The organism is Williamsia sp. D3, from assembly GCF_000506245.1.
Lineage (GTDB): Bacteria > Actinomycetota > Actinomycetes > Mycobacteriales > Mycobacteriaceae > Williamsia > Williamsia muralis.
In genome coordinates this window covers 38,722-56,851 of the sequence record NZ_AYTE01000004.1, presented here as the reverse complement: position 1 = coordinate 56,851, position 18,130 = coordinate 38,722, and the positions used below count along the sequence as shown (strand labels likewise).

Here is an 18,130-nt window from a genome sequence, read left to right as displayed (position 1 = left end):
GGGAGGTCACATGACCGACAGTTCTGCATTCACCGCCGACGGTGGTGCCGCCGCGGATATCCGCCGTTGGTGTGACCACTCGAAGATCCCCGGTCGGCACCCCGATCTGTCCGACGCGGCCTCGGTTTTGATCGCATCCGGTTTCCTTTCCGATTCGGCACGGGCGGTGCTGGTGCGTCGCGCAACCGCCGGGATGCCGATTCCCGCGATCGGCGGATTCGGTGACTTGCGCCGGTTGCATCGTGAGCTGGACCAACTCGACGACTACCTGCGTAATCCGCGAATGCCCCGGGTCGGCGCGATGGTGCTGCGATCGCGGATCATGACCCTGACCCGTCGGCGTGAGACCGCCCGAAATCTTGTCACCGCGTCCAAGCCTGTGTTCGCAGGGACTGTGCGCGGCATCCGGCGTGAGCGGCGCGACGGCCTCTATCTCGACATTCCCGACCGCGAACGCCTCTTCAACGCCTTGCTCTTCACCCCGACTCCCAACAGCCTCGACTCCGGTTATCTGCGTCGTGCGGGTGCGATGGCTGCGAACACCGCTGCCGGTGTGATCGGCCAGCTCACCGATGGGCGTTCACGTGCGGGGCAGTGGGTGGCGGAAAAGGCGGCGATCATCGAGGGGCCCGACGACGACAGTTCGTCGTCGGCAGGATTTGTCGACGGCTACGAGACGTTGCTCTACATAGCCGGCAGTGCCTACGACCGGATTGCCCGGTCCCCGGTATGGCGCAGCGACCACTTCTCGGTGCAGCGCACCCAGATCAATCTGCATGCCGAGCTGGCGGAAATCTCCGCCGACGTGATCAACCTCCGTACAGTCCGGATCGAGTTGGACCGGGTACGTGTGGTGGCCGCCTCCGATGAGCGACTGCGCGAGCAGCTCCGTTCACGCGAGGCCGAACTGCGTCCGGTGTGGTCGCAATTGATCGCGCGGGTGGCCGCCCTCGCCGATGTCGCCGACGCGGTGGCCGCCGCGGCTCACGAACTGCGGATCCTCGAGCAGGTCAACTACGCCGGCACCATCGACCACCGCATCGATCAATTGATAGGCCGCTCCGGCGAACGAGAGCTGTCAGCCGAGAACACCCGGCGACTCAGCGAACAGCTCGGTATGGGTCGCACTCACTTACGTGACTACCGAAACATTCTGCAGGGCAACGTCAGTGGTGTTCTGGGCCCGGTGTTCGAGGAGCCCGTGCTCCCGGCTCCGAGTCGGGCAGCCACCAACCCCCAGCTGAGGAAGAACGCAGACGGGTGATCGGCGAGGTCGTTCAGGCTCGCGACCACTGCTGTAGGTAGGACTTCTCGGTGTCCGTCAGCCGCCGGAGCCGTTGGTTCTCGATGTCGACCACGGCCATCTGCGTGCTCGCGACGCAGGCCGGCTTGGAATCCGGGCTCGCTGTTGCCGACCTCACCTCGTAACCAATCGTGAAGTCGACTGAGCGGAACCCCTTGATCCACATTGCGATTCGGAGCGGACTGTCCTCATGGCGCAGTTGGGCCTGATACCGGATCTCGACGGTTACGATCATCGCACTCTTGATCAGCGGCGCGTACAGCTCGCCAACGCTCAGCAGCCAGGCGACCCGCGCCTCCTCCATCAGGGTGATCATCCGGGCGTGATTGATGTGTCCGAACGCATCCATGTCCGACCATCGAACCGGAACTTCGGCGATGAAGGCGAAATCGCCTGCGTCTCTCGGCGTCTCAACAGTCATCGTTCGTCCCCTCCGTGTCGGCCGGCGGCAGTCGGCGTGCCACCTGGTCGAGGGTAGTCGCCGGGGAGGCCGCGAATATGTGAGGCTTCCATCATTTCGTTGCTCTCAGTACTCACGCTGGGTAGTCTTCGCGGGTCAAGAAGTCGGCGATCTGAAGGAGTGGTCCGTGCCGCGCACCATGTTTGTGGCCCGCTTGTTCGGCGCCTTGGCCGCATGCGGAGCGATCCTCGCATCGACCTCCGTCGTCGCCACCGCCACCCCGCTCGTTGGTGAGGCGACGATCGAGAAGGTTGTCAGAGTCGGCGCCCAGCGTGAAGACCTGACCATCTCATCACCGGCAATGGGCGGGGACGTACACGTCACGGTGTTGTTGCCCCGCGACCGGTCGTCCTCGCGCGGCAGCCTGTACCTGCTCGACGGCGCCGGAAGCAAGTCGTCGACCGTCAGCGACTGGATCGAAAAGGGCGGCGCTGACCGGTATTTCGCCGACAAAGACGTCAACGTTGTCCTTCCCGCGGGTCGCGGTGCGTTCTACACCGACTGGCAACGTCGTGATCCGGAGATGGGTAAACCCAAGTGGGAGACGTTCCTGACCAAGGAACTGCCCCCTCTGATCGACGAGACGTACAACAGCAACGGCAACAACGCGGTTGCGGGGCTGTCGATGGGCGGCCAATCGGCGTTTGCGCTCGCCACCCGGCATCCGTCGTTGTACACGGGCGTCGGTTCCATGAGCGGCTGCCCGCCGGTGAGTGGCCCCATCAACGAGAGCTACGTCCGTGCGACCGTCGCCAAAGACGGTGGCGATGCCACCAACATGTGGGGACCGTGGGGTTCGCCCGGTTGGGCTGAGCACGACCCGTCCGGTCGTCTCGATGCGCTGCGCGGCAAGCAGATCTACATTTCGGCGGGCTCCGGTGTGCCCGGTCCACTCGATCGACTCACTGTGCCCGACCCCGGGTTCACCAGGGACCAGGCGGTTGCCGTCGGCGGCTATCTGGAGATCGGCGCCTACCGGTGCTCGATCGAGTTCGCCGTACGGATGCGGGCCGCTGGGATCCCCGCCACCGAGAACTTCCAGGTGATCGGCACACATTCCTGGGCGTACTGGGCCGAGGACCTCAAGACTCTGTGGCCGGCGCTCTCGCCCGGTCTGTAGTCAGTTCGAAACGATCAGCGGGACGCGCGGTCGCGGGCGAAGGCCAGGAACCGGTCGTTCTCCTCGGCGTGGGTCACCGTGATTCGCACGCCCTCGCCCGCGAAGGGCCGGATGATCACCCCGGCATCCGTCGCGTCTTGGGCGAATTTCGTGCTGTCATCGTCGAGGTCGATCCACACGAAGTTCGCCTGACTCGGCGGCACGTTGTATCCGGCGTTGCGAAGCTCGCTGGTGACCCGCTCGCGCTCGGCGACCACGGAGTCGGTCCGCGCCAGGAGTTCATCTTTGGCATGCAGGCTCGCGATGGCAGCCGACTGCGCCAGCGAGTTCACGCTGAAGGGCACGTGCACCTTGAGCAACGCATTGGTGACGGCCGGGTCGGCGATCGCATAACCGACCCGGAGCCCGGCCAGACCGTAAGCCTTGGAGAACGTGCGCAGCACAACGAGGTTCTTGTAGCGGCGGTGTAGTTCGACTGCGTCGTAGCGTTGGGCCTCGGTGGGCCTGACGTACTCGTAGTAGGCCTCGTCGAGCGCCACGATCACATTGGACGGAACCCGAGCCATGAAGTCGTGAAGGGAAGCTGAGTCGACGACGGTGCCGGTTGGGTTGTTCGGGTTGCAGATGAACACCAGCCGGGTGCGGTCGGTGATGGCATCGGCCATCGCCGCCAGATCGTGCACCCGTCCGTCGGTGAGTGGCACCTGAACCGGTGTCGCACCAGCGACCCGGGTGGCCAGCGGGTACGTCTCGAACGACCGCCACGCAAAGAGCACCTCGTCTCCAGGCCGCGTGGCGATGGTGATCAGGTTCTGGCAGAGGGTGACCGACCCGCAGCCGGTCTGGATGTTCTCCGGGGCCACATCGAGGTGCTTGGCAAGCTCGCTGGTCAGCTCCACCGCACCGTTGTCGGGGTAGCGGTTGACGCCGGACGCGGCCTCGGCGATCGCGGCTGCGACACCCGGCAGGGGGCCGTCGGTGGTCTCGTTGCTCGCGAGTTTGAGAGCGCCGGGAACGTTCTTGCCGGGGACGTAGGCGGGCACGTCTGCGAGATCGGGGCGGATATGCGGGGTCACCCCAACCAATCTAGGGGAGGCCGCCGACTGCCCTCACCAGGGCCTCTTGCCGTTACGGAGGTGGCGCGACGAGGCGGTTTGCTCTGGCCGCCGCGGACTGTGTAATCTTTTGCTTCGGCAGTTCGAAAGGACTCCACCAGGAGGCGTGCCAGAGCGGCCGAATGGGACTCACTGCTAATGAGTTGTTCCGCTAAAACGGAACCGGAGGTTCAAATCCTCTCGCCTCCGCCAGTGCAACCAGACTGACGTACAACTGAACACGAGCACGCGCCCGTAGCTCAACGGATAGAGCACTTGACTACGGATCAAGAGGTTAGGGGTTCGAATCCCTTCGGGCGCACCACACGAAGGCCAGTACCAGCGGTGACGCTGTTACTGGCCTTCCTTGTTCGACGAGATCCGTTCCAAATCCATCACTTTGCCATCACTTTGCTCGAAAGCCAGCCCGTAAGTGATGAGAGCTGCGCGAACATCGCGGGCGACACTGGCTCGCTCGATGTAGTGAGCCTCTGTGATAGCTGTACTGCCGTGCCCGAGCTGCTCCTGTGCGGCCTCGATGCCATATTCGCGTTTTTTACCAAGGTCGCGACTGTCCGCCGGCACGAGTGCGGTGTCACCCACGACAGCTCCGGTCCAAGTGCCGCGCGCCACGAGCGGCGGAGGTTCGATGGGGATAGCCAGTTTCCGGTGCTTGTTACGAAGACGGCTCCGTGCGGGTTCGCAAAGGTGGGCTCGTTCATCCGGCGTTGCAACGCTTCGGCGGCGAACTGCGGTAGCAAGACGGTGACATTGGGCGCTCCGCTTTTGCGGTGCGCCTGGCGATAAAGGGTCTCGCCCCGCTGTCGCGGGGTTACAAGCGTTCCACATATCGTCAGCTGAGGGGGTGTGGCATCTAAGTCCACGTCGCCGTACTTGATCGCGAGCACTTCGCCGATCCTCGCCCCGGTCGCTAGCAAGAGGATTAGGGCGTCACGCAGGTCTGCCGACGGTTTTGGCCCGGGCCGTACGACGACTGAGCCGTCGGCTAATAGAGTCTCGCCGCGGGAGTACCGGTCTATCGCGCGTAGAACCTCAGCGAAGACAGCGTCCGAAACCGCTCGCGTTGGTTCACGCTTCGCTGACTTCAGACGGCCGACTTCAAGAGCTGGGCTCCGATTGATTATGTCCAGGCGGACGGCCTCGCCGAAGATGCCGCGACACAACACTTTTGCGTGGCGTGCGAAGCTTGGAGTTCGACCATGTATTTCGCGCAGCAACCCGTCAATCTTCCCCACCGTTACCTCAGAGATTGTGAGCTCACCAATCCGCGGCTCGCAAAGTCGCCGCCAAACGTCGAGGTAGTGATTGTAGGTCTGCTGCGAAACATTGGGCGGCTTCTTGAGCTCGAACCAGTGCACGGCTAGCTCTTTCACCAGGGACTTCTGGGTGAGGGCAGCCGGCCCTGTGCCGACATAAACGCGCGACTGCAGTTTCGACTGAAGAGCCCGCCGCGCGGAGTCGGCAGACGGACCGTTCGCCTCGACGAGTCTGAGATGTCCATCAAGGTCGCGAAGTCTCGCCCGTGCAACATGAACTCGACCGCGCTTGTAGGTTAAAATTTTCCCCCACTCACCTGGTGCCAGGCGCTCTCTGCCCACGCGTCTACCCCCCGTCGTTCTTCTCAAAAACGAGCTCTATACCCCGGAATCGCCGTCGCCAGCTGGCATCCCAGCCGCTACCATCTCCTCGAAGGCTCTTTCTGCTTGCTCCTTCGACGTCAGATATACGTATTGGAGCGTCTCGACCTCGTCAGTACCAGCGCATCGTGCCACCGCACGACGTAGTTGAGACTGCGCTGAGCGCATCGCGCGCAACGCGAGCAACCATTCACGAGTGGGCGAGACCCGATCGCGTTGTGATGCGAAGACTTCTCGGACTTCAATCTGAACTGACCGCTCTGAGTCTGTCGATTCCTGCAAAGGACTCAACAACGCACTGACGCCAGAGAACCATTGAAGTGCCTCATGTGATTCGACATACCGTCCCGGCAGCACCTCGACGTCGCCTTTCGGCAAGTCCGGGTAGACCAGTTGGACGGGAGCGACCTGCAGTGCTTGTGCGAGTACAAGCAACTCGGCAACGTCGAGACTCTTCTTCCGCCCAATTTCGAGATCGGCGATCACTGAGCGTGAAACGGGATGTCCGAGCGCCGCTGTCCGATCGGCCAACCCCGCCGCGCTCATCTTGGCGTGGTCCTTCCCTCGGAGCCGGCGAACTTCACGACCGACCCGCTCCACAATCTCCTCCGACCACCGCTGCGTCACAAGAACGCAGTCTACCCGTATTCACGCACATATTGCGTTCATACAACGACATGGCTAATCTGTGGTGCAGACCCGTGGACAACCCTGGATAACCATGTAAGTTGCGTTCCACGGCCGCAAAATGGGAGGCGATGTGACACGCAGGTTGTACACAGTGAAAGAAGCCGCGTCGATGACGGGGCTGAGCCGAGCGAGCATTTACAACAGGCTGAGCGCTGGCGACATCCGGTCCGTCAAGGTTGGAAGCCGCCGCCTGTTCCCTGATACAGCGATTGATGAGTTCATCGAACGCTTAGAGAAGCAAGCTGCGCGAGGCGGCAGCGGCGTCGCCTGACCCGCAAGTCCAACGTGAACGCCCCCGGCTGGAATGACTCGGTGTTGCGAGCACCGATCGTCGGGGGCGTTGAAACCTGCGAACCACGTGAACGGAGGTCTCAACTCAAACGATAACGCGCCCTTTCGCACAGAGCAACACATTTCCAGTCTGACTGGAATGTGTCGAACTCCTCTGTGCTGAAACTAGATTGCCGTCGTTTCTTCGCAAGGCCCGACGATAACCAGCCTGCCGCCGTTGCTGTGCACCCTTTGTAATTCCTCGGTGACCGGCCCCGAGGCGCCACTGCTTTGACTGATCATCGGAGACGTGGTGATACCGATAGCCACGCGCCGAGTGAGGCGCGGGGGCTAGAGGGCGTGGAGCGGACAACGTGGGTGCGGAAAATTGGGGTGGCCATGGGGGGTCCGGATCAGACCGCACGAAGTTCGATGTCTCTGCAGGCAAGCCCGATTACAACAGTCGCAAGTATCAGTCCGAAGTAGCCACCCACGGTGGTGAAGTACACGGAGGTATAAATGTCGGTCCACGTAGTGATGAATCAGAAAGGCGGAGTGGGTAAGTCCACTATCGCAATGAACCTAGCGGCCGTTAAGGCGGACGTCATGGCTGCGCCGGACTCGGGCGACGATGCGTCGCCCGTACTGGCGGTGTCGATTGACCCTCAAGGTTCGGCCGTTTGGTGGGCGGAGCGCGTTAACGAACTTCCCTTCCGGATCGCCCAGGCTCATGACAATGCAGATGTTCTCCGGGGCCTGAGAAACCTTCCTGGAGTTGAGCACGTTGTCGTCGACACCCCCGGCTGGATTGGCGATACACCCGGGGGTACCGAGAACGGTAACTCCGGAGATGCGCTCGAAGCGGTGTTGTCCTCGGCTGACTTGGTGATAGTGCCAATCGTCCCCGAACCGCTGGCCTTCGATCCGACCGCGAGAACGATCTTGAAAGTCCTTCAGCCGAGAGGTATTCCGTTCATTGTGGTCATTAACAACTGGGATCCGCGTGACAGCAGGACTGATCTTGAACAGACCCAGGCGTTCGTCAGGTCTCAAGGGTGGCCGTTGGCGAACACCGTTGTGCGTCGCTACAAAATGCACTCGCGGGCCGCAGCGGAAGGCAAGGTCGTTACCGAATACGCGGCGAATCGCGTCGGTCTACAGGCTCGTGAGGATTTCCAACGCCTGTGCTTAGAGCTCGAAGTGGGGATTCGGTAGTGGCCCGCAAGGGAGGACGGGTTGACCTGGCAAGCCTGGCTACGTCTGTTGGGAGCAAATCCACTGTCGATTCGACCGCTCGACTTGACGGCCTCTTTCGTTCGAATGTTCCGCTGACTCAGCTCGTCGCCAATCCTCGAAATCCTAGATCGGGGTTACGAAACCTTGACGACCTGGAGTCGATCAAGTTTCGACAACTCCAGCCCGGCAGCGTTGTCAGCCGGGCAGCCTGGCTTGGACTGTGGCCGGAGGACGAGCAGCACCTCGAGCAGGCCAAATGGGTCGTGGTCAACGGGTGTCGCAGGCTGGCTGCCGCGCACAAGTTCGGCCGCGAAGGGCTGGATATCGTGATTCGCGACGGTCTGGCCGTCGACCGGGAGACAATCCTGTGGGCGGCGGTCGTGGAAAACATCGACCGAGAAGACTTCGATGTCCTCGAAGAGGCACATGCAGTCGAATTGATGGTTACCGAGCTCGGAGGAGCAGGTGTCGCTGCCAAGCGGCTTGGTAGGAGCGAAGGCTGGGTCTCACAACGCCGTGCTCTGCTCAAGCTCGCGCCCAAACTCCAGGAGTCGTTGCGGGCCGGCGAACTTGCGTTACGAGATGCGCGGTCGCTGGCCACGGTGCCCCGAGCGGAACAAGTAGCCGCTTGGCAGGCCGCCCAGGAGCGTGAACAGCAACGGAAAGGCGACGAGGGGGGCAAACCCGCGCCTGCACCTGCCGAACCGCCGTCCCTGAAAGCTGCTGTTCGTGCGCTTCGGCGACTACGCACAGATCCTGCGTCGCTGGCGGCGGCGGTGCGTGATGTGTTCTCGGCAGAGCAGATCGAAGAGTTGGTGTCCGCCCTGTCACGTGACGAATGAAATGGGCTGGTGCGTCGTCTTTACCGCGGTAAAGACGACGCGCACTCGCAGCGTGTGCTGATCATCGCACGATCACCGTCAGTTCAAGGCCGAGCGCCTCGGCGTCGCTGATCGCTGCTTGGGCGCGGTTCGGGTTGGAGCAAAGTAGCGTTCGGGAGGTCGGACGGTGGTCGCTCCGCTGGTGGCGTCGATTCACACCGAGGATCAGCCGGCGGCCCGTCAAAGCGTCGCTTCGCGTATGCGCGGTCTGCTCGGCAGTCGCCCCCTGGCGGACCCGAATAGCTCGCCCAGGCTCGAGGGGTTCCATAACTCGACGACATGGCATGGTTTGAGCCATAGGTATGCGACATGAGTTTTGGTACGCAGGTAGCCCCAGTACGGCGTCCCGTTGAAGTGCCGTCCCAAAAACGAACGTTTATGGAACGCGCGTAGAAAGCGGGCCTCTTGGGGACCGACCATGGTCAGGTCAGCCGTCGGGGTTGTTGACTCGCAGGGCGAGCGGACAGGGGTGGTTTCCCGGGGTGTAACTCTGCAGCTTCTCTTCCCGCGCGAAGTTAGCGATAAGCACAGCGTCGGACGTCAGACGTAGACGTCCGACGCTGCGGCGAATTGTGTCTACTTGATCGTGAAGGACCCCACCGTAGTGGTTCCATCAGCGGCATAAAGGGGCACGGTTCGTGGCGCTGAATCGCTGTGGGCGACGGCCTCAGCGGGGGACACCGCTTTCGTTATGAGATCGGTCTTCTTGAGGTAGCCCGTCTCGCCTTGAGTGCCGTAGGCGGCGATCAGATCGGGTTGTTCGTCCTCGGTGCGGGCGTTCTCGGCAGATCCCAGGCTTTGACCCTTGGAGTTGGTAGTGATTTCTGTCTGCGGAACGGTGCCAGCGCTTCGTAGTGCCGGCGCCGAAAAGTCAAGTGGATCGGTGGGGAAAGTAAGGAACTGACCGTATTCGGCGCCCGTCCAATATTGGACGAATCCATGGCTGTTGTAGGAACCACTACCGCAATTGCCGTTGGTGTTCGTTGTCAGAGTGTTGGTGGACAACGGGTTGTACACCCAACCTGTGATCTGACAGAGAACGCCGGACTTAAAAAGTCGGGCCTGGACACCCATATATCCGCCCGGCACAGAGTTCCCGAAGGCTGTGTAGATCCGACTCGAGGCCTGTAGGGGGGCGTTATTAATCGTGGATGTGGTGAGGTACAGCTGATTACCCTCGCCCGGGGGGTGGGTCCCACCCAGCCGACCTTGGTCGCCGCTGACGCATCGCCCATCCCGACGATCAGTGCGATCGAAACCGCCGCTGCGCTTGCACTTGCGCATCGTATCAACCTGGCCATTTTCTTCATTTGATCTCCATTGCGTTGAGTTTTCCTATCGTGAGATAGGTCTTCATCGCGCGTTAATTGTTGGAGTGGTATCCCCAATATCTACGCGAAATCACGGGACCAGAACTAACGCCACAACCGGATGCAGAGATTAGTATCGTCAGGGTATCCGCCTGCAAAATCTGATCTATTTTGGCTGCCATCTAAGGTTTCTGTCGGTCAGCTGCGGCGTAAACCCCCGAAAAGGTGTGCGATTTTCGAGAGCGAAGGCGAGGGCTCCGAGAAGGTAGACCAGATTCTTCCACTCAGGTTTTGTCTTGACTCCACTGATTTTGTCAAATTCTCTGATTAAACCATGTTTGTCGCCGTGCCGAGAGTCGTAGATAAGGATGTGGGTAGCGTTTTCGGCAATGGGAATGTATTCAGGGATGTAGGTTTGCGTCGGTTCGCCGGCGGCGCGGGGGTAGTCGTGAGTTTTCGGCGATATGCGGAGGGCTTGTTCCCGGGTCTTCAAGGCTTGCTCAACGGTCAGTAGCCGGTAGTCGGGGAGGAGGTCAGCCCATCGGTGATCGGGGTATTGGGTGAGGATATGAAACCATTGTGTCGGTGTTTCGCGTGGATTTAGCCCGGCATTTTTGAGGGCCGAAATGACGGACTCGGCGATGACGGCAGGCTGGCCCATGGCCCGATCGGCAATTGACGCTGCACCGGCACGGCGGAGGCAACGGGTGATCCGTACCCATTGTTGGTATTCGTCAGCGCGGGGTGGCACCTTTGGGTTTTCGGGTACGACGGGTTGATGTTTGATGTGTTTCTGACCAGATGGGCCAGCGATGGGCCAGATATCGATGAGGACGTCGCTGCCCGACTCTGGGGTATGAGATCTCCGGCGGTGGGCGCGGATCATATTCCACCCGGGGGGGATCTGCTTCATCAACGTGTCGAGGTCTGGGGGGGTGTCTTTCGTGTTCGAATCGTCAAGCTGGGCGGTGTTCTCGAGCTCGCCGAACTCGGCCCCGACCTGTTCGATCGTCTCCCAGTCCTCGACCTCTATCGGTGGTTCGGCATTGTGCGTTCGGATTCGGATGTCGACAGGGCCGGCACCGTCAAAGTGCACCAGGACGAACCGGGGTCCTTGAGGGGGCGTGATCTCATCGAACTGTGCTAGTACCGGGTTGCCGGGTCCAAGCGATGCCTTGAGGTCTTTCATCTTATTTTTGCGTTTGATTGTTCCGGCGGCATCCAAGAGCTCGCTTCGGTGGATGTCGTCGGGCAAACATTGAAACCATATGGTGCATGTCCCGGTGCCATGCACGTGCACATTTGACATTAGTTCTGCGTTCTAATGCGGTCGCACGAGGAACTGGTCACCATTGAGTATCCGGGATTTGGTAAAGAACCAGGACTGTAGCGAGCCAGCTCGCGAGTTCTGTCCCCGATTGATGAGGCATACTGGAGCCTCCTCCCAGGTTTTCTGGATTCGGAGTGGAGAGTACCGGCCTATTCTCCCTATTGGGGATTCCGCATTGAGGGAATGTTCGAGCGGGCGCCGTGCCACCTTCGTTGGTAGCTGCCATGGGGTATTCGTCGCAGCTCTTACCGGCGGGTCGACCGGTCGGTCCGGCGGTCACTTTGCCACACGTGTTTCGCCGGTTGCTCGTGATTATCGTGCCGTCGGTTGTGCGGCTCAAGGTCGCTCCGTCCCCTGCCAGATTGGATCCGCCAGGCAGGCCGGACTGTTGGCCGAAGGCGACGTGATCGCGATATTCGTTGAGATTGGACTCACTGGTCAGATCCCAGACTGGAATCGTGTCCGCAATCACGCAACCGCGAGTGTTGCGCATTTGGGGAGCCGAGTCGCATCGCACCCGCGAAGTCTGCAGTTCCTGCCGGTATGGACCGGGTGATGGCCCATCTGTGGGCGGCACCGTGGCGATTACTTGGATGGTGAACCGAACTTGACCGAACTTTATTTGCCCGGCTGCGGGAGCGCCCACATTGATGCTGTGCGGCGACTCGAGGTTGACCACGGTACCCACAGTCAGGAAGACATCGTTGACCGATTGTGCAGCGCCGTCGCATGGTCCTGTGCCACCGAATCTGATTGCGCACGTAGACTCTACAGACAACGCTGAGGTCAAGAAGTTCTCGATCTTCGTGACTTCAAAGCTGTACTTACCAACGAACTCGGTGGATGTGTAGCCCTCGGGGTTGACGCTCATTGACTCGATACCTTCGATGCGGCCAATTTCCTGAAGCTGCGTATTCCTCGCGATAAACGCCGTGTTTTTCTTCACGTAGCAGCCGTCTCGGCGTGAGGCGTACCAACTATTCAGGCGCATGGCGCACATCGAGGTTTCCGGTGCCCGGTTTGCTGATGGCGGGGCGTCGCTCTCGGCCTCACCGCGGCACCATGTCACTACACTATTTTCCTGACTGGGCAACGCGGGTGCAGATTCCGATGTCGTTGGTGCAGGCGTCAAGCTTTCTGAGGAGCTCGGGACGCTAGTGGTTGTGTCGGCTTGCGATGGGAGCAGTGGCCCCCGTGACGTATCGGCTGGCGCGGTCGTTTCGCTGGGCGTCGTCGTGTTCGATGGGGTCGTCGGCTCGCTGCCAGCTGGTGTGGACGGGCCATTGGGAGCCGCGTTGTCGTCCGAGGCTGGGCTGCTTGGTTCGGACGCTGGGGTTGTGGAGGTGGAGCACTCTTCTGCGGGTGCTGCGGAACGGCCACCTGGTACCCCAGGGAAAAGCCCTCCACCTGGGGGCGGTGTCCCAAGTTTTTGAGAACCGACTGTTACACCCCGCGCGTCGAATCCGCAGGTCGTGTTCTGCTCGCAATCGGCTGCGTAGTCGACGGTTCCGTCGCCCTCGTAGTCCTCCGCAAAGCCATCGGGTTTCCAGACGATCGACCCGCCTTGGAAGTCCTGCCGCCGTCCACCGTCAAAATTGTATTCGTCGCTTACTGGATAGCCATACGTGCCGTGTTCCCAGGTGTTGTCAGCCCACGTCCTGTATATTTCGCTGTCGAATTTGACTGCAAATGCGTCGGTGGCACCCTGCGGCCAGTAGATTCCGCCGAATTGAAATAAATTGTAACGGCCGGGCTTGGCCCCAGCGAGCTCATGAGTGGTGGGGAAACCCAGGTAGCTGCGTTCCCAATCCAATGACCCGTACTTACCTCGAATGTAGCCGCCTATTTGGTTGGCTTTACCGTTCGCGACCGACGCTTTCCAATATATCGACTGGTTCGTGTTGTTGAACGTTTGATAACGTCCCTCTTGCTCTGCGGGCGACTCTGGACTCGTCGAAGGGCCAAAGAATCCGTATCCTCCCCGCTGGTTGTACTCGGTGAGGATCGCTCCTCCAATCGGCCAGGCGGCTTGAGCAGGAATGGCTGTAGTGATTCCTACGCCAAGCGTTGCGCACACCACAACGATAAATCGCACGAAATTCCGTCGTAGCCAACTCGATTTCATTGCGTATGCCCCTCGTTGCGCGAAATTTAGCCGAGGTACTCATTCGACCAAAAAATCATCTGTACGCGCGTCCTTTGTACGAACTACCCGAGCACTCGTAGTTAACTACTACTGATCACAGTTTGCATATTCAAACATTAGCAACTGGCGGGACTATATTCGCAGGTGGAGCGCTGCGTGCCATCGAATAGCGCGGGCAACGGGCATTCGCGACGGCTAGAATTTGACGGGATTTAGCAAAGGATTAACGAGAACAGTAGATCTGTGAGGTTATTTGTGTTAGTGCTCAATCGGCCCGCGGTTTACTGAATCGGTATTGTTCGTTACGCGGATGCTGGACACATCTAGTCACAGCGGTCTGCGTCCTAATCTGTAGCCATGACCAGACCCAAGCTCCCCGAAGAATCAGCACTCATCCGCACCGACTACACCGACGACGGCGCCTGGAACCAAGTAGTCGCAGCAGCCCAAGCACCCCAAGCGCCCGACGGCTTCATGGCTGACCTCACGCCCGTCAACGACCCATCATGGGACGGCATCACCGTCGCCGAACTCCTCGCCGAAATCGGAGAGCCGCCACCGTATTACGTCTTCATCGTCGACCGTGAAACACTCACCAACCCCGAACACCCCATCCTCGCCATCGACATCAGCGGCACCGAGTACCCAGAAGAACACGGACAAACCGTCCGCGTCATCCCGTCCGCAATGTGGTCCATCGAGAACAACCTCTCACTCGCCAACATGGACTTCATTGAGTTCGTCGAGAGCGCAGACGACGACGGCATTTTCCGCCGCTTCTAACCCGAACAACAGAGCTACCGCGACATCAAGCCTCCCGCGACCCATCACAGCTCCGGCGAGCACCTATAACATCTTGCGGGCCTGGAGGCGATCACTTCAGGTTCCCGACGACGTTCGAGGCGAGTCGGACAATCACCAGCTGCTAACGCGTTAAGTCCCGCCGGATCCCTAACGCGGTGTACCGCACGCGACGCGGGGCTTGCTGGATCGAGAGTGCAGGGGGCTCCGAAGCGTCAGTAGATACGGCCGCAGCACCGTTCAGAGCAAGTTGTGACGTTGAAGTACCTTACGGAGTCCACCTGGGGTGAGGTCGCCGTCTTGCTGGAGTTCTTTCCAGGAGGCGCCGGCCTTTTTGGCGGCCAGGAGATGGATATCGCGTTGTGTGAGTAGCTCGTTGACGGTTCTTTTTGCCTCGTCCAGTTTCTTGACGGTTTCGCGTAGTGCTGCGAGTTCGGTGTCTTTGATGGAGTCGGCCATTGCCGGGACTATACCGGGCTAGTGCTCGGTGACCGGCGCAGTTCCTGTGCGAGGTCGCCAAGCGTGGGGGCTGCGCTGCGTAGGGCGCGTTGGTAGGCGGCTTTGACGGCCGAGGATTGGTTGATGGTGAGGGGATGGTCGAGCCTGGAGACCAGGCCGACCATGGTGTCGAGGGTGAGGGCTCGGCGTGGGCGGGACGCGGCGAGGAGTTCTACTGCGCGTTCGTTGGTCGTCATCGTGTGTAGGGCTTGCGGGTTCGGTCGGTGATGCGTTCGCGGGCTGTGTAGGTGTAGCTGGCGGTGGCGATCGCGGCGAGGGTGAGTACGACTGCTCCGGCCATTTGGGTGGGTGTGGCTGAGATCCAGATGGCGGCGAGGCCGGCGGCGGCGCCGAGGGCGGCTGGACACCAGGCGTAGTGCGCGAGGTCGATGATGCGCAGCAGGGTGGTGGCTAGGGTGGCCGTGTTCGGGTTGTTGGGGTCCGCGGTGGCGGCGTGGTTCCACCATTTCCGGTCCCTGCGTTTGGCGGTTTCGAGGAGTCCGACGCTGGCGAGGATGGTGAGCGCGCTGATGAGGTAGAGGATCGTCAGGAGCGTCTCGTCGGTCATCGGTTCGCCTTGTGCGAGTGGCGGTGTCCGCCGCGGAGGACTGGTGGGGGTGTTTGACCGCCGGCCATGTGCCACACGCGGCGGTAGACAAAAATGAATGGCGTTGCGGACAGCAATGTTGCACCGCAGATCAACAGTTCCAGGATCATGCCGTCTGCTCCCGTCGGGGGTTGCTTCTGGCGGGTGTCCGGGTGCAGATCAGCCATCCGATCGCGTTGGTGAGCAAGGCGACGGCGAGGACGCCAAGCAGTATGTAGCCGACGACGGAGAGGTCGTTGTTGAGGGTGGCGGCGATGAACTGGTTCACCAGGCCGACGACGAGAAGGCCGACGGTGACGACAGTTCCGTTACGGAATGCGTACCGGCGTTCGAGCCCTATGAAGCTGGGTCCGAGCAGGCCTATTCCGGCGGTGGTGACGCCGAGTAGCGACCCGACAAACAGGATTGCGTAGAAGACGAAGAGCAGTGCTGAATCGATGTTCTCTGGCATCAGACGGCTGTCCTATCTCGAGTGATGTACTCGCTGAGGTTGATCAGGGGTGCGGCGATGCCTCCGATAATGAACGCGACGCCGACCAGTGGTGTGGTCATCGCGAGGATGACCGCAACGATGACTAGGGCTACCCCGGTCAGGGCTGCGGTGATGGTGGCTCTTTTGTCGGTGGTGCGGTGGGGTGTTCGCCGGGACAGCAGGGAGCCGATGGCCATGGTGATCAGGCCTATCGCTGCTGCGGTGACGGCGATGTTTCCCAGGGTGGTGTGGTGGATGATGATCGCGATTTGGAGCAGTACACCGCCAGCGATGGTCAGGACGGCACCGATGAATGTGGTGTCGCGTTTGGCTGGTGGGAGTGGGTGAAGGGTGACGCGGCGGCTGGACGGCATCAGTTGTTCCTTTCGAATCCGGCGGAGCGCCCCCATCGGCGGATGTCAATCGCCAACCACAGCGCGGTCCCGGCGAGCACGACGAATGATGGGGTCAGGCCGACCAAAAGCCCTGTGCACCAGACCCTCATGGGCTCGGGCGCTGAGTCGTAGTAGAAGAGAAGTGCCAGACTCATCGCTGCCAAACCGGTGAGCGCAGCTGCTGATGCCACATAGTTTCGCAGTCGGTAGGCCGCCTCTCCGACGGTCTTTGGAGGTGTCATCGCGGATCCTGGGGCCGGGGCTGAATGTTGTTGTCCTGTGCGGGGTGTGCGCCGGGCAGGGGAAGTGACAGGTACCAGCTCATCGCGTTGACGGCGGTCAGACTTGCAGCAAGCCCGAGCATGAGCCAAGCCGTCTGTCCGAGCGCGAAGGGCTCTAGGTCGGCTCCGGCAGTCCAGGCGATGATGCGAGTGCCAAAGGCAACGGTCACGAATATTGTGGCGCTGGCCATGCAGTGTCCGTACAGGTCATGGCGTTGGGTGGCGTCGGGTTTTCTTGGCACGAGCGTGGCCCCGACGAGCGCAAAGCCGATGGCCGCGGCGAGGAGCAGATAGACGACGATGTTGGTAGCGGTGTTCGTGGCCATCATGATGGGCGTTGGTTCGATGGTGCTGGTGAGTGCGGTCAGCATTGGTTCCCCCCGGTGCTGATTCTGTTGTGTGGTTGCAGAGATTTCTAGTGTCACATGGGCCCCTGACATCACGGGGTCGGTGCAGGCCCGGTGATGGCCGATGCGAGGAACGCTGCGGCGAGGTCTGTGAAGTCGTCGGGGTTGGGATGGGCGAAGCCTTCATCGTTGGTGACGCAGTGGTGCAGGACGGCGAGGCGGGTGAGTGCGACTCCGAGGTCGGGGTGGGTTTCGGCCCATTCGTTGGGCACTGGCCCGCAGTCGGTCCACCAGAGGATGAATTGCTCTCCGGTAGCGATGACCTTGGCGTGGGTCTGGGGGAGTGTGAGCGTGGCGATGGCGGGGGCTTGGAAGTAGTCCACGATGGTCTCCTTGGTCAGGCTGGTGGGGTGAGTGATCGGGCATCGATGTCGTAGCCGCCCCAGGGGGAGCGGCCGGGAACGGCCCGGTCGCCGTCGCCTGGGCGGGCGGTGATGATGGGCCAGCCGTCGGGGCGATCGCCGTAGAGGCCGGCGACTTCGTCGTCCCACCGTTGTTGCTTCTTGGTGCCGTCGAAGGGGCGTGATCCGACGATGGGGCTTTGCCGCCAGCCGGGGTGGGTGTGGTCTAGGGCAGCGAGGACGGCGTCGGTTTCGGTGGCCACCAGCTCCGAGCGCCAGGTGCAGCCGCGGCAGCGGGCGCGGAACGGACTGTTGTAGGCACCGACGCACATACATCGTTCGGTCCAGCGATGGTGGTGGCAGCTGGTGCTGGCGTGCATGATCACTGGCTGGCATCCGCTCAGTGGGCGGGGACGGTAGAACGAGTCGCTGATGGCGAACCGCCAGGCATGGGACTGAGCGATGGAGTTGAAGCGACCCCAATCCTGTTGCCACTGGTCAAACACGCGGTCGTAGTCGGCCAGATCGTCAGACTCGAAGGCGTACAGGGTGGGGATGCCGTGAGTTTCGCGTTCGGCTTGTTCGTCGGCTGCGGCCATGGCGAACAGATCGAGTTGGATGGTCATCAGTTGTCGCCTCCGAGCATGGCCAGGCGGATGGCGCGGGCGGCGTCACTGCCGCAGTCGATTCCGAACAGGTCGGTGTCGATGACGCCAACGACTTGCTTGCCGCTGCCGCCTTCGCCTCGTCGGGCGGCTTCGGCGGCATCGATGACGGTCATGTCGCTGATGTAGGTGCCGTCGTGGAAGTAGACGCTGTAACTGGCCATG

At 61.2% G+C, this 18,130-nt stretch carries 23 protein-coding genes, 2 tRNA genes and 2 pseudogenes; 8 read left to right on the top strand and 19 right to left on the bottom strand.

Features of this window, described 5'->3' with window-relative positions:
• Positions 1–10 precede the first annotated feature (10 nt).
• Positions 11–1,264, top strand: a complete 1,254-nt coding sequence (locus W823_RS34065) for a hypothetical protein (RefSeq protein WP_023954748.1) — start codon at positions 11–13, stop codon at positions 1,262–1,264.
• Between the two features lie 13 nt (positions 1,265–1,277).
• Here the strand turns inward: W823_RS34065 and W823_RS34060 are convergent, their stop codons facing one another.
• Positions 1,278–1,724: a thioesterase family protein gene (locus tag W823_RS34060; protein ID WP_023954746.1), complete on the bottom strand. Its 447-nt coding sequence runs from the start codon at positions 1,722–1,724 to the stop codon at positions 1,278–1,280.
• Positions 1,725–1,902: 178 nt separating this feature from the next.
• Between W823_RS34060 and W823_RS34055 the strand changes: the two genes are divergently transcribed.
• On the top strand, positions 1,903–2,883 hold the full coding sequence (locus tag W823_RS34055) for an alpha/beta hydrolase family protein (RefSeq protein WP_051406334.1): 981 nt from the start codon (positions 1,903–1,905) through the stop codon (positions 2,881–2,883).
• 14 nt (positions 2,884–2,897) lie between these two features.
• Here the strand turns inward: W823_RS34055 and hisC are convergent, their stop codons facing one another.
• Positions 2,898–3,959 (bottom strand): histidinol-phosphate transaminase, encoded by a 1,062-nt coding sequence (hisC, locus tag W823_RS34050; RefSeq protein ID WP_023954742.1) that lies wholly within the window; start codon positions 3,957–3,959, stop codon positions 2,898–2,900.
• A 139-nt stretch (positions 3,960–4,098) separates the two neighbouring features.
• Here hisC and W823_RS34045 point away from each other — a divergent pair.
• Positions 4,099–4,190 (top strand) — tRNA-Ser (locus tag W823_RS34045).
• Positions 4,191–4,226: 36 nt separating this feature from the next.
• Positions 4,227–4,302: transfer RNA gene (locus W823_RS34040), tRNA-Arg, on the top strand.
• Positions 4,303–4,331: 29 nt separating this feature from the next.
• On the opposite strand, the gene W823_RS58605 is transcribed toward W823_RS34040, so the two are convergent.
• From W823_RS58605 to W823_RS56245, 3 genes and pseudogenes are all read right to left on the bottom strand, one after another.
• Positions 4,332–4,580 carry a hypothetical protein gene (locus W823_RS58605; protein WP_235189371.1) on the bottom strand — a complete coding sequence of 83 codons (249 nt, stop codon included), beginning with the start codon at positions 4,578–4,580 and terminating at the stop codon, positions 4,332–4,334.
• A gap of 5 nt (positions 4,581–4,585) precedes the next feature.
• Positions 4,586–4,885, bottom strand: a pseudogene (locus tag W823_RS59465) (site-specific integrase); the annotation flags it as partial.
• 747 nt (positions 4,886–5,632) lie between these two features.
• A complete protein-coding gene (locus W823_RS56245) occupies positions 5,633–6,181 on the bottom strand; it encodes an XRE family transcriptional regulator (RefSeq protein WP_235189369.1) in 549 nt (182 codons plus the stop codon).
• A 235-nt stretch (positions 6,182–6,416) separates the two neighbouring features.
• Between W823_RS56245 and W823_RS34025 the strand changes: the two genes are divergently transcribed.
• The 3 genes from W823_RS34025 (at position 6,417) to W823_RS34015 (ending at position 8,673) form a co-directional block, all read left to right on the top strand.
• A complete protein-coding gene (locus W823_RS34025) occupies positions 6,417–6,596 on the top strand; it encodes a helix-turn-helix domain-containing protein (RefSeq protein ID WP_235189367.1) in 180 nt (59 codons plus the stop codon).
• A 518-nt stretch (positions 6,597–7,114) separates the two neighbouring features.
• Positions 7,115–7,810, top strand: a complete 696-nt coding sequence (locus W823_RS34020; RefSeq protein ID WP_023954734.1) for a ParA family protein — start codon at positions 7,115–7,117, stop codon at positions 7,808–7,810.
• Positions 7,811–8,094: 284 nt separating this feature from the next.
• On the top strand, positions 8,095–8,673 hold the full coding sequence (locus tag W823_RS34015; RefSeq protein WP_369792569.1) for a ParB/RepB/Spo0J family partition protein: 579 nt from the start codon (positions 8,095–8,097) through the stop codon (positions 8,671–8,673).
• 615 nt (positions 8,674–9,288) lie between these two features.
• Here W823_RS34015 and W823_RS56240 read toward each other — a convergent pair.
• The 4 genes and pseudogenes from W823_RS56240 to W823_RS58595 form a co-directional block, all read right to left on the bottom strand.
• On the bottom strand, positions 9,289–9,729 hold the full coding sequence (locus W823_RS56240) for a hypothetical protein (RefSeq protein WP_023954730.1): 441 nt from the start codon (positions 9,727–9,729) through the stop codon (positions 9,289–9,291).
• A 459-nt stretch (positions 9,730–10,188) separates the two neighbouring features.
• A complete protein-coding gene (locus tag W823_RS57625; RefSeq protein WP_133248707.1) occupies positions 10,189–11,277 on the bottom strand; it encodes a hypothetical protein in 1,089 nt (362 codons plus the stop codon).
• Between the two features lie 91 nt (positions 11,278–11,368).
• Positions 11,369–12,298 carry a hypothetical protein gene (locus W823_RS58600; RefSeq protein WP_235189403.1) on the bottom strand — a complete coding sequence of 310 codons (930 nt, stop codon included), beginning with the start codon at positions 12,296–12,298 and terminating at the stop codon, positions 11,369–11,371.
• A 600-nt stretch (positions 12,299–12,898) separates the two neighbouring features.
• Positions 12,899–13,477, bottom strand: a pseudogene (locus tag W823_RS58595) (LGFP repeat-containing protein); the annotation flags it as partial.
• A 378-nt stretch (positions 13,478–13,855) separates the two neighbouring features.
• On the opposite strand from W823_RS58595, the gene W823_RS33995 reads away from it, so the two are divergent.
• Entirely contained in the window at positions 13,856–14,281 is a 426-nt protein-coding gene (locus W823_RS33995; RefSeq protein ID WP_023954722.1) for a hypothetical protein, read from the top strand.
• Positions 14,282–14,539: 258 nt separating this feature from the next.
• Here the strand turns inward: W823_RS33995 and W823_RS33990 are convergent, their stop codons facing one another.
• The 10 genes from W823_RS33990 to W823_RS33945 all read right to left on the bottom strand — a co-directional run bounded on the left by W823_RS33990 (position 14,540) and on the right by W823_RS33945 (position 18,129).
• Positions 14,540–14,758, bottom strand: coding sequence for a hypothetical protein (locus W823_RS33990; protein ID WP_023954720.1), 219 nt, complete (start codon positions 14,756–14,758; stop codon positions 14,540–14,542).
• A gap of 8 nt (positions 14,759–14,766) precedes the next feature.
• Positions 14,767–14,994, bottom strand: a complete 228-nt coding sequence (locus W823_RS33985; RefSeq protein ID WP_023954718.1) for a hypothetical protein — start codon at positions 14,992–14,994, stop codon at positions 14,767–14,769.
• On the bottom strand, positions 14,991–15,365 hold the full coding sequence (locus W823_RS33980; RefSeq protein WP_023954715.1) for a hypothetical protein: 375 nt from the start codon (positions 15,363–15,365) through the stop codon (positions 14,991–14,993). Before W823_RS33980 ends, W823_RS33985 begins: the two co-directional genes overlap by 4 nt.
• A 145-nt stretch (positions 15,366–15,510) precedes the next feature.
• Positions 15,511–15,855: a hypothetical protein gene (locus W823_RS33975; protein WP_023954713.1), complete on the bottom strand. Its 345-nt coding sequence runs from the start codon at positions 15,853–15,855 to the stop codon at positions 15,511–15,513.
• Positions 15,855–16,250 carry a hypothetical protein gene (locus tag W823_RS33970; RefSeq protein WP_023954711.1) on the bottom strand — a complete coding sequence of 132 codons (396 nt, stop codon included), beginning with the start codon at positions 16,248–16,250 and terminating at the stop codon, positions 15,855–15,857. Before W823_RS33970 ends, W823_RS33975 begins: the two co-directional genes overlap by 1 nt.
• A complete protein-coding gene (locus W823_RS33965; RefSeq protein WP_023954709.1) occupies positions 16,250–16,513 on the bottom strand; it encodes a hypothetical protein in 264 nt (87 codons plus the stop codon). Before W823_RS33965 ends, W823_RS33970 begins: the two co-directional genes overlap by 1 nt.
• Positions 16,510–16,923, bottom strand: coding sequence for a hypothetical protein (locus W823_RS33960; RefSeq protein ID WP_023954707.1), 414 nt, complete (start codon positions 16,921–16,923; stop codon positions 16,510–16,512). Before W823_RS33960 ends, W823_RS33965 begins: the two co-directional genes overlap by 4 nt.
• A gap of 68 nt (positions 16,924–16,991) precedes the next feature.
• Positions 16,992–17,282, bottom strand: coding sequence for a hypothetical protein (locus W823_RS33955; RefSeq protein WP_023954705.1), 291 nt, complete (start codon positions 17,280–17,282; stop codon positions 16,992–16,994).
• A 14-nt stretch (positions 17,283–17,296) separates the two neighbouring features.
• Positions 17,297–17,926, bottom strand: coding sequence for a DUF6349 family protein (locus W823_RS56235; protein WP_023954703.1), 630 nt, complete (start codon positions 17,924–17,926; stop codon positions 17,297–17,299).
• Positions 17,926–18,129 (bottom strand): hypothetical protein, encoded by a 204-nt coding sequence (locus W823_RS33945; RefSeq protein WP_023954701.1) that lies wholly within the window; start codon positions 18,127–18,129, stop codon positions 17,926–17,928. Before W823_RS33945 ends, W823_RS56235 begins: the two co-directional genes overlap by 1 nt.
• Position 18,130 lies beyond the last annotated feature (1 nt).

Bases quoted from the DNA above. Each gene is read 5' to 3' on its own strand.
- W823_RS34065 (WP_023954748.1), top strand. From the start codon at position 11: ATGACCGACAGTTCTGCATTCACCGCCGACGGTGGTGCCGCCGCGGAT.
- W823_RS34060 (WP_023954746.1), bottom strand. From the start codon at position 1,724: ATGACTGTTGAGACGCCGAGAGACGCAGGCGATTTCGCCTTCATCGCC.
- W823_RS34055 (WP_051406334.1), top strand. From the start codon at position 1,903: ATGTTTGTGGCCCGCTTGTTCGGCGCCTTGGCCGCATGCGGAGCGATC.
- W823_RS56245 (WP_235189369.1), bottom strand. From the start codon at position 6,181: ATGAGCGCGGCGGGGTTGGCCGATCGGACAGCGGCGCTCGGACATCCC.
- W823_RS34020 (WP_023954734.1), top strand. From the start codon at position 7,115: ATGTCGGTCCACGTAGTGATGAATCAGAAAGGCGGAGTGGGTAAGTCC.
- W823_RS33995 (WP_023954722.1), top strand. From the start codon at position 13,856: ATGACCAGACCCAAGCTCCCCGAAGAATCAGCACTCATCCGCACCGAC.
- W823_RS33990 (WP_023954720.1), bottom strand. From the start codon at position 14,758: ATGGCCGACTCCATCAAAGACACCGAACTCGCAGCACTACGCGAAACC.
- W823_RS33985 (WP_023954718.1), bottom strand. From the start codon at position 14,994: ATGACGACCAACGAACGCGCAGTAGAACTCCTCGCCGCGTCCCGCCCA.
- W823_RS33980 (WP_023954715.1), bottom strand. From the start codon at position 15,365: ATGACCGACGAGACGCTCCTGACGATCCTCTACCTCATCAGCGCGCTC.
- W823_RS33975 (WP_023954713.1), bottom strand. From the start codon at position 15,855: ATGCCAGAGAACATCGATTCAGCACTGCTCTTCGTCTTCTACGCAATC.
- W823_RS33970 (WP_023954711.1), bottom strand. From the start codon at position 16,250: ATGCCGTCCAGCCGCCGCGTCACCCTTCACCCACTCCCACCAGCCAAA.
- W823_RS33965 (WP_023954709.1), bottom strand. From the start codon at position 16,513: ATGACACCTCCAAAGACCGTCGGAGAGGCGGCCTACCGACTGCGAAAC.
- W823_RS33960 (WP_023954707.1), bottom strand. From the start codon at position 16,923: ATGCTGACCGCACTCACCAGCACCATCGAACCAACGCCCATCATGATG.
- W823_RS56235 (WP_023954703.1), bottom strand. From the start codon at position 17,926: ATGACCATCCAACTCGATCTGTTCGCCATGGCCGCAGCCGACGAACAA.
- W823_RS33945 (WP_023954701.1), bottom strand. From the start codon at position 18,129: ATGGCCAGTTACAGCGTCTACTTCCACGACGGCACCTACATCAGCGAC.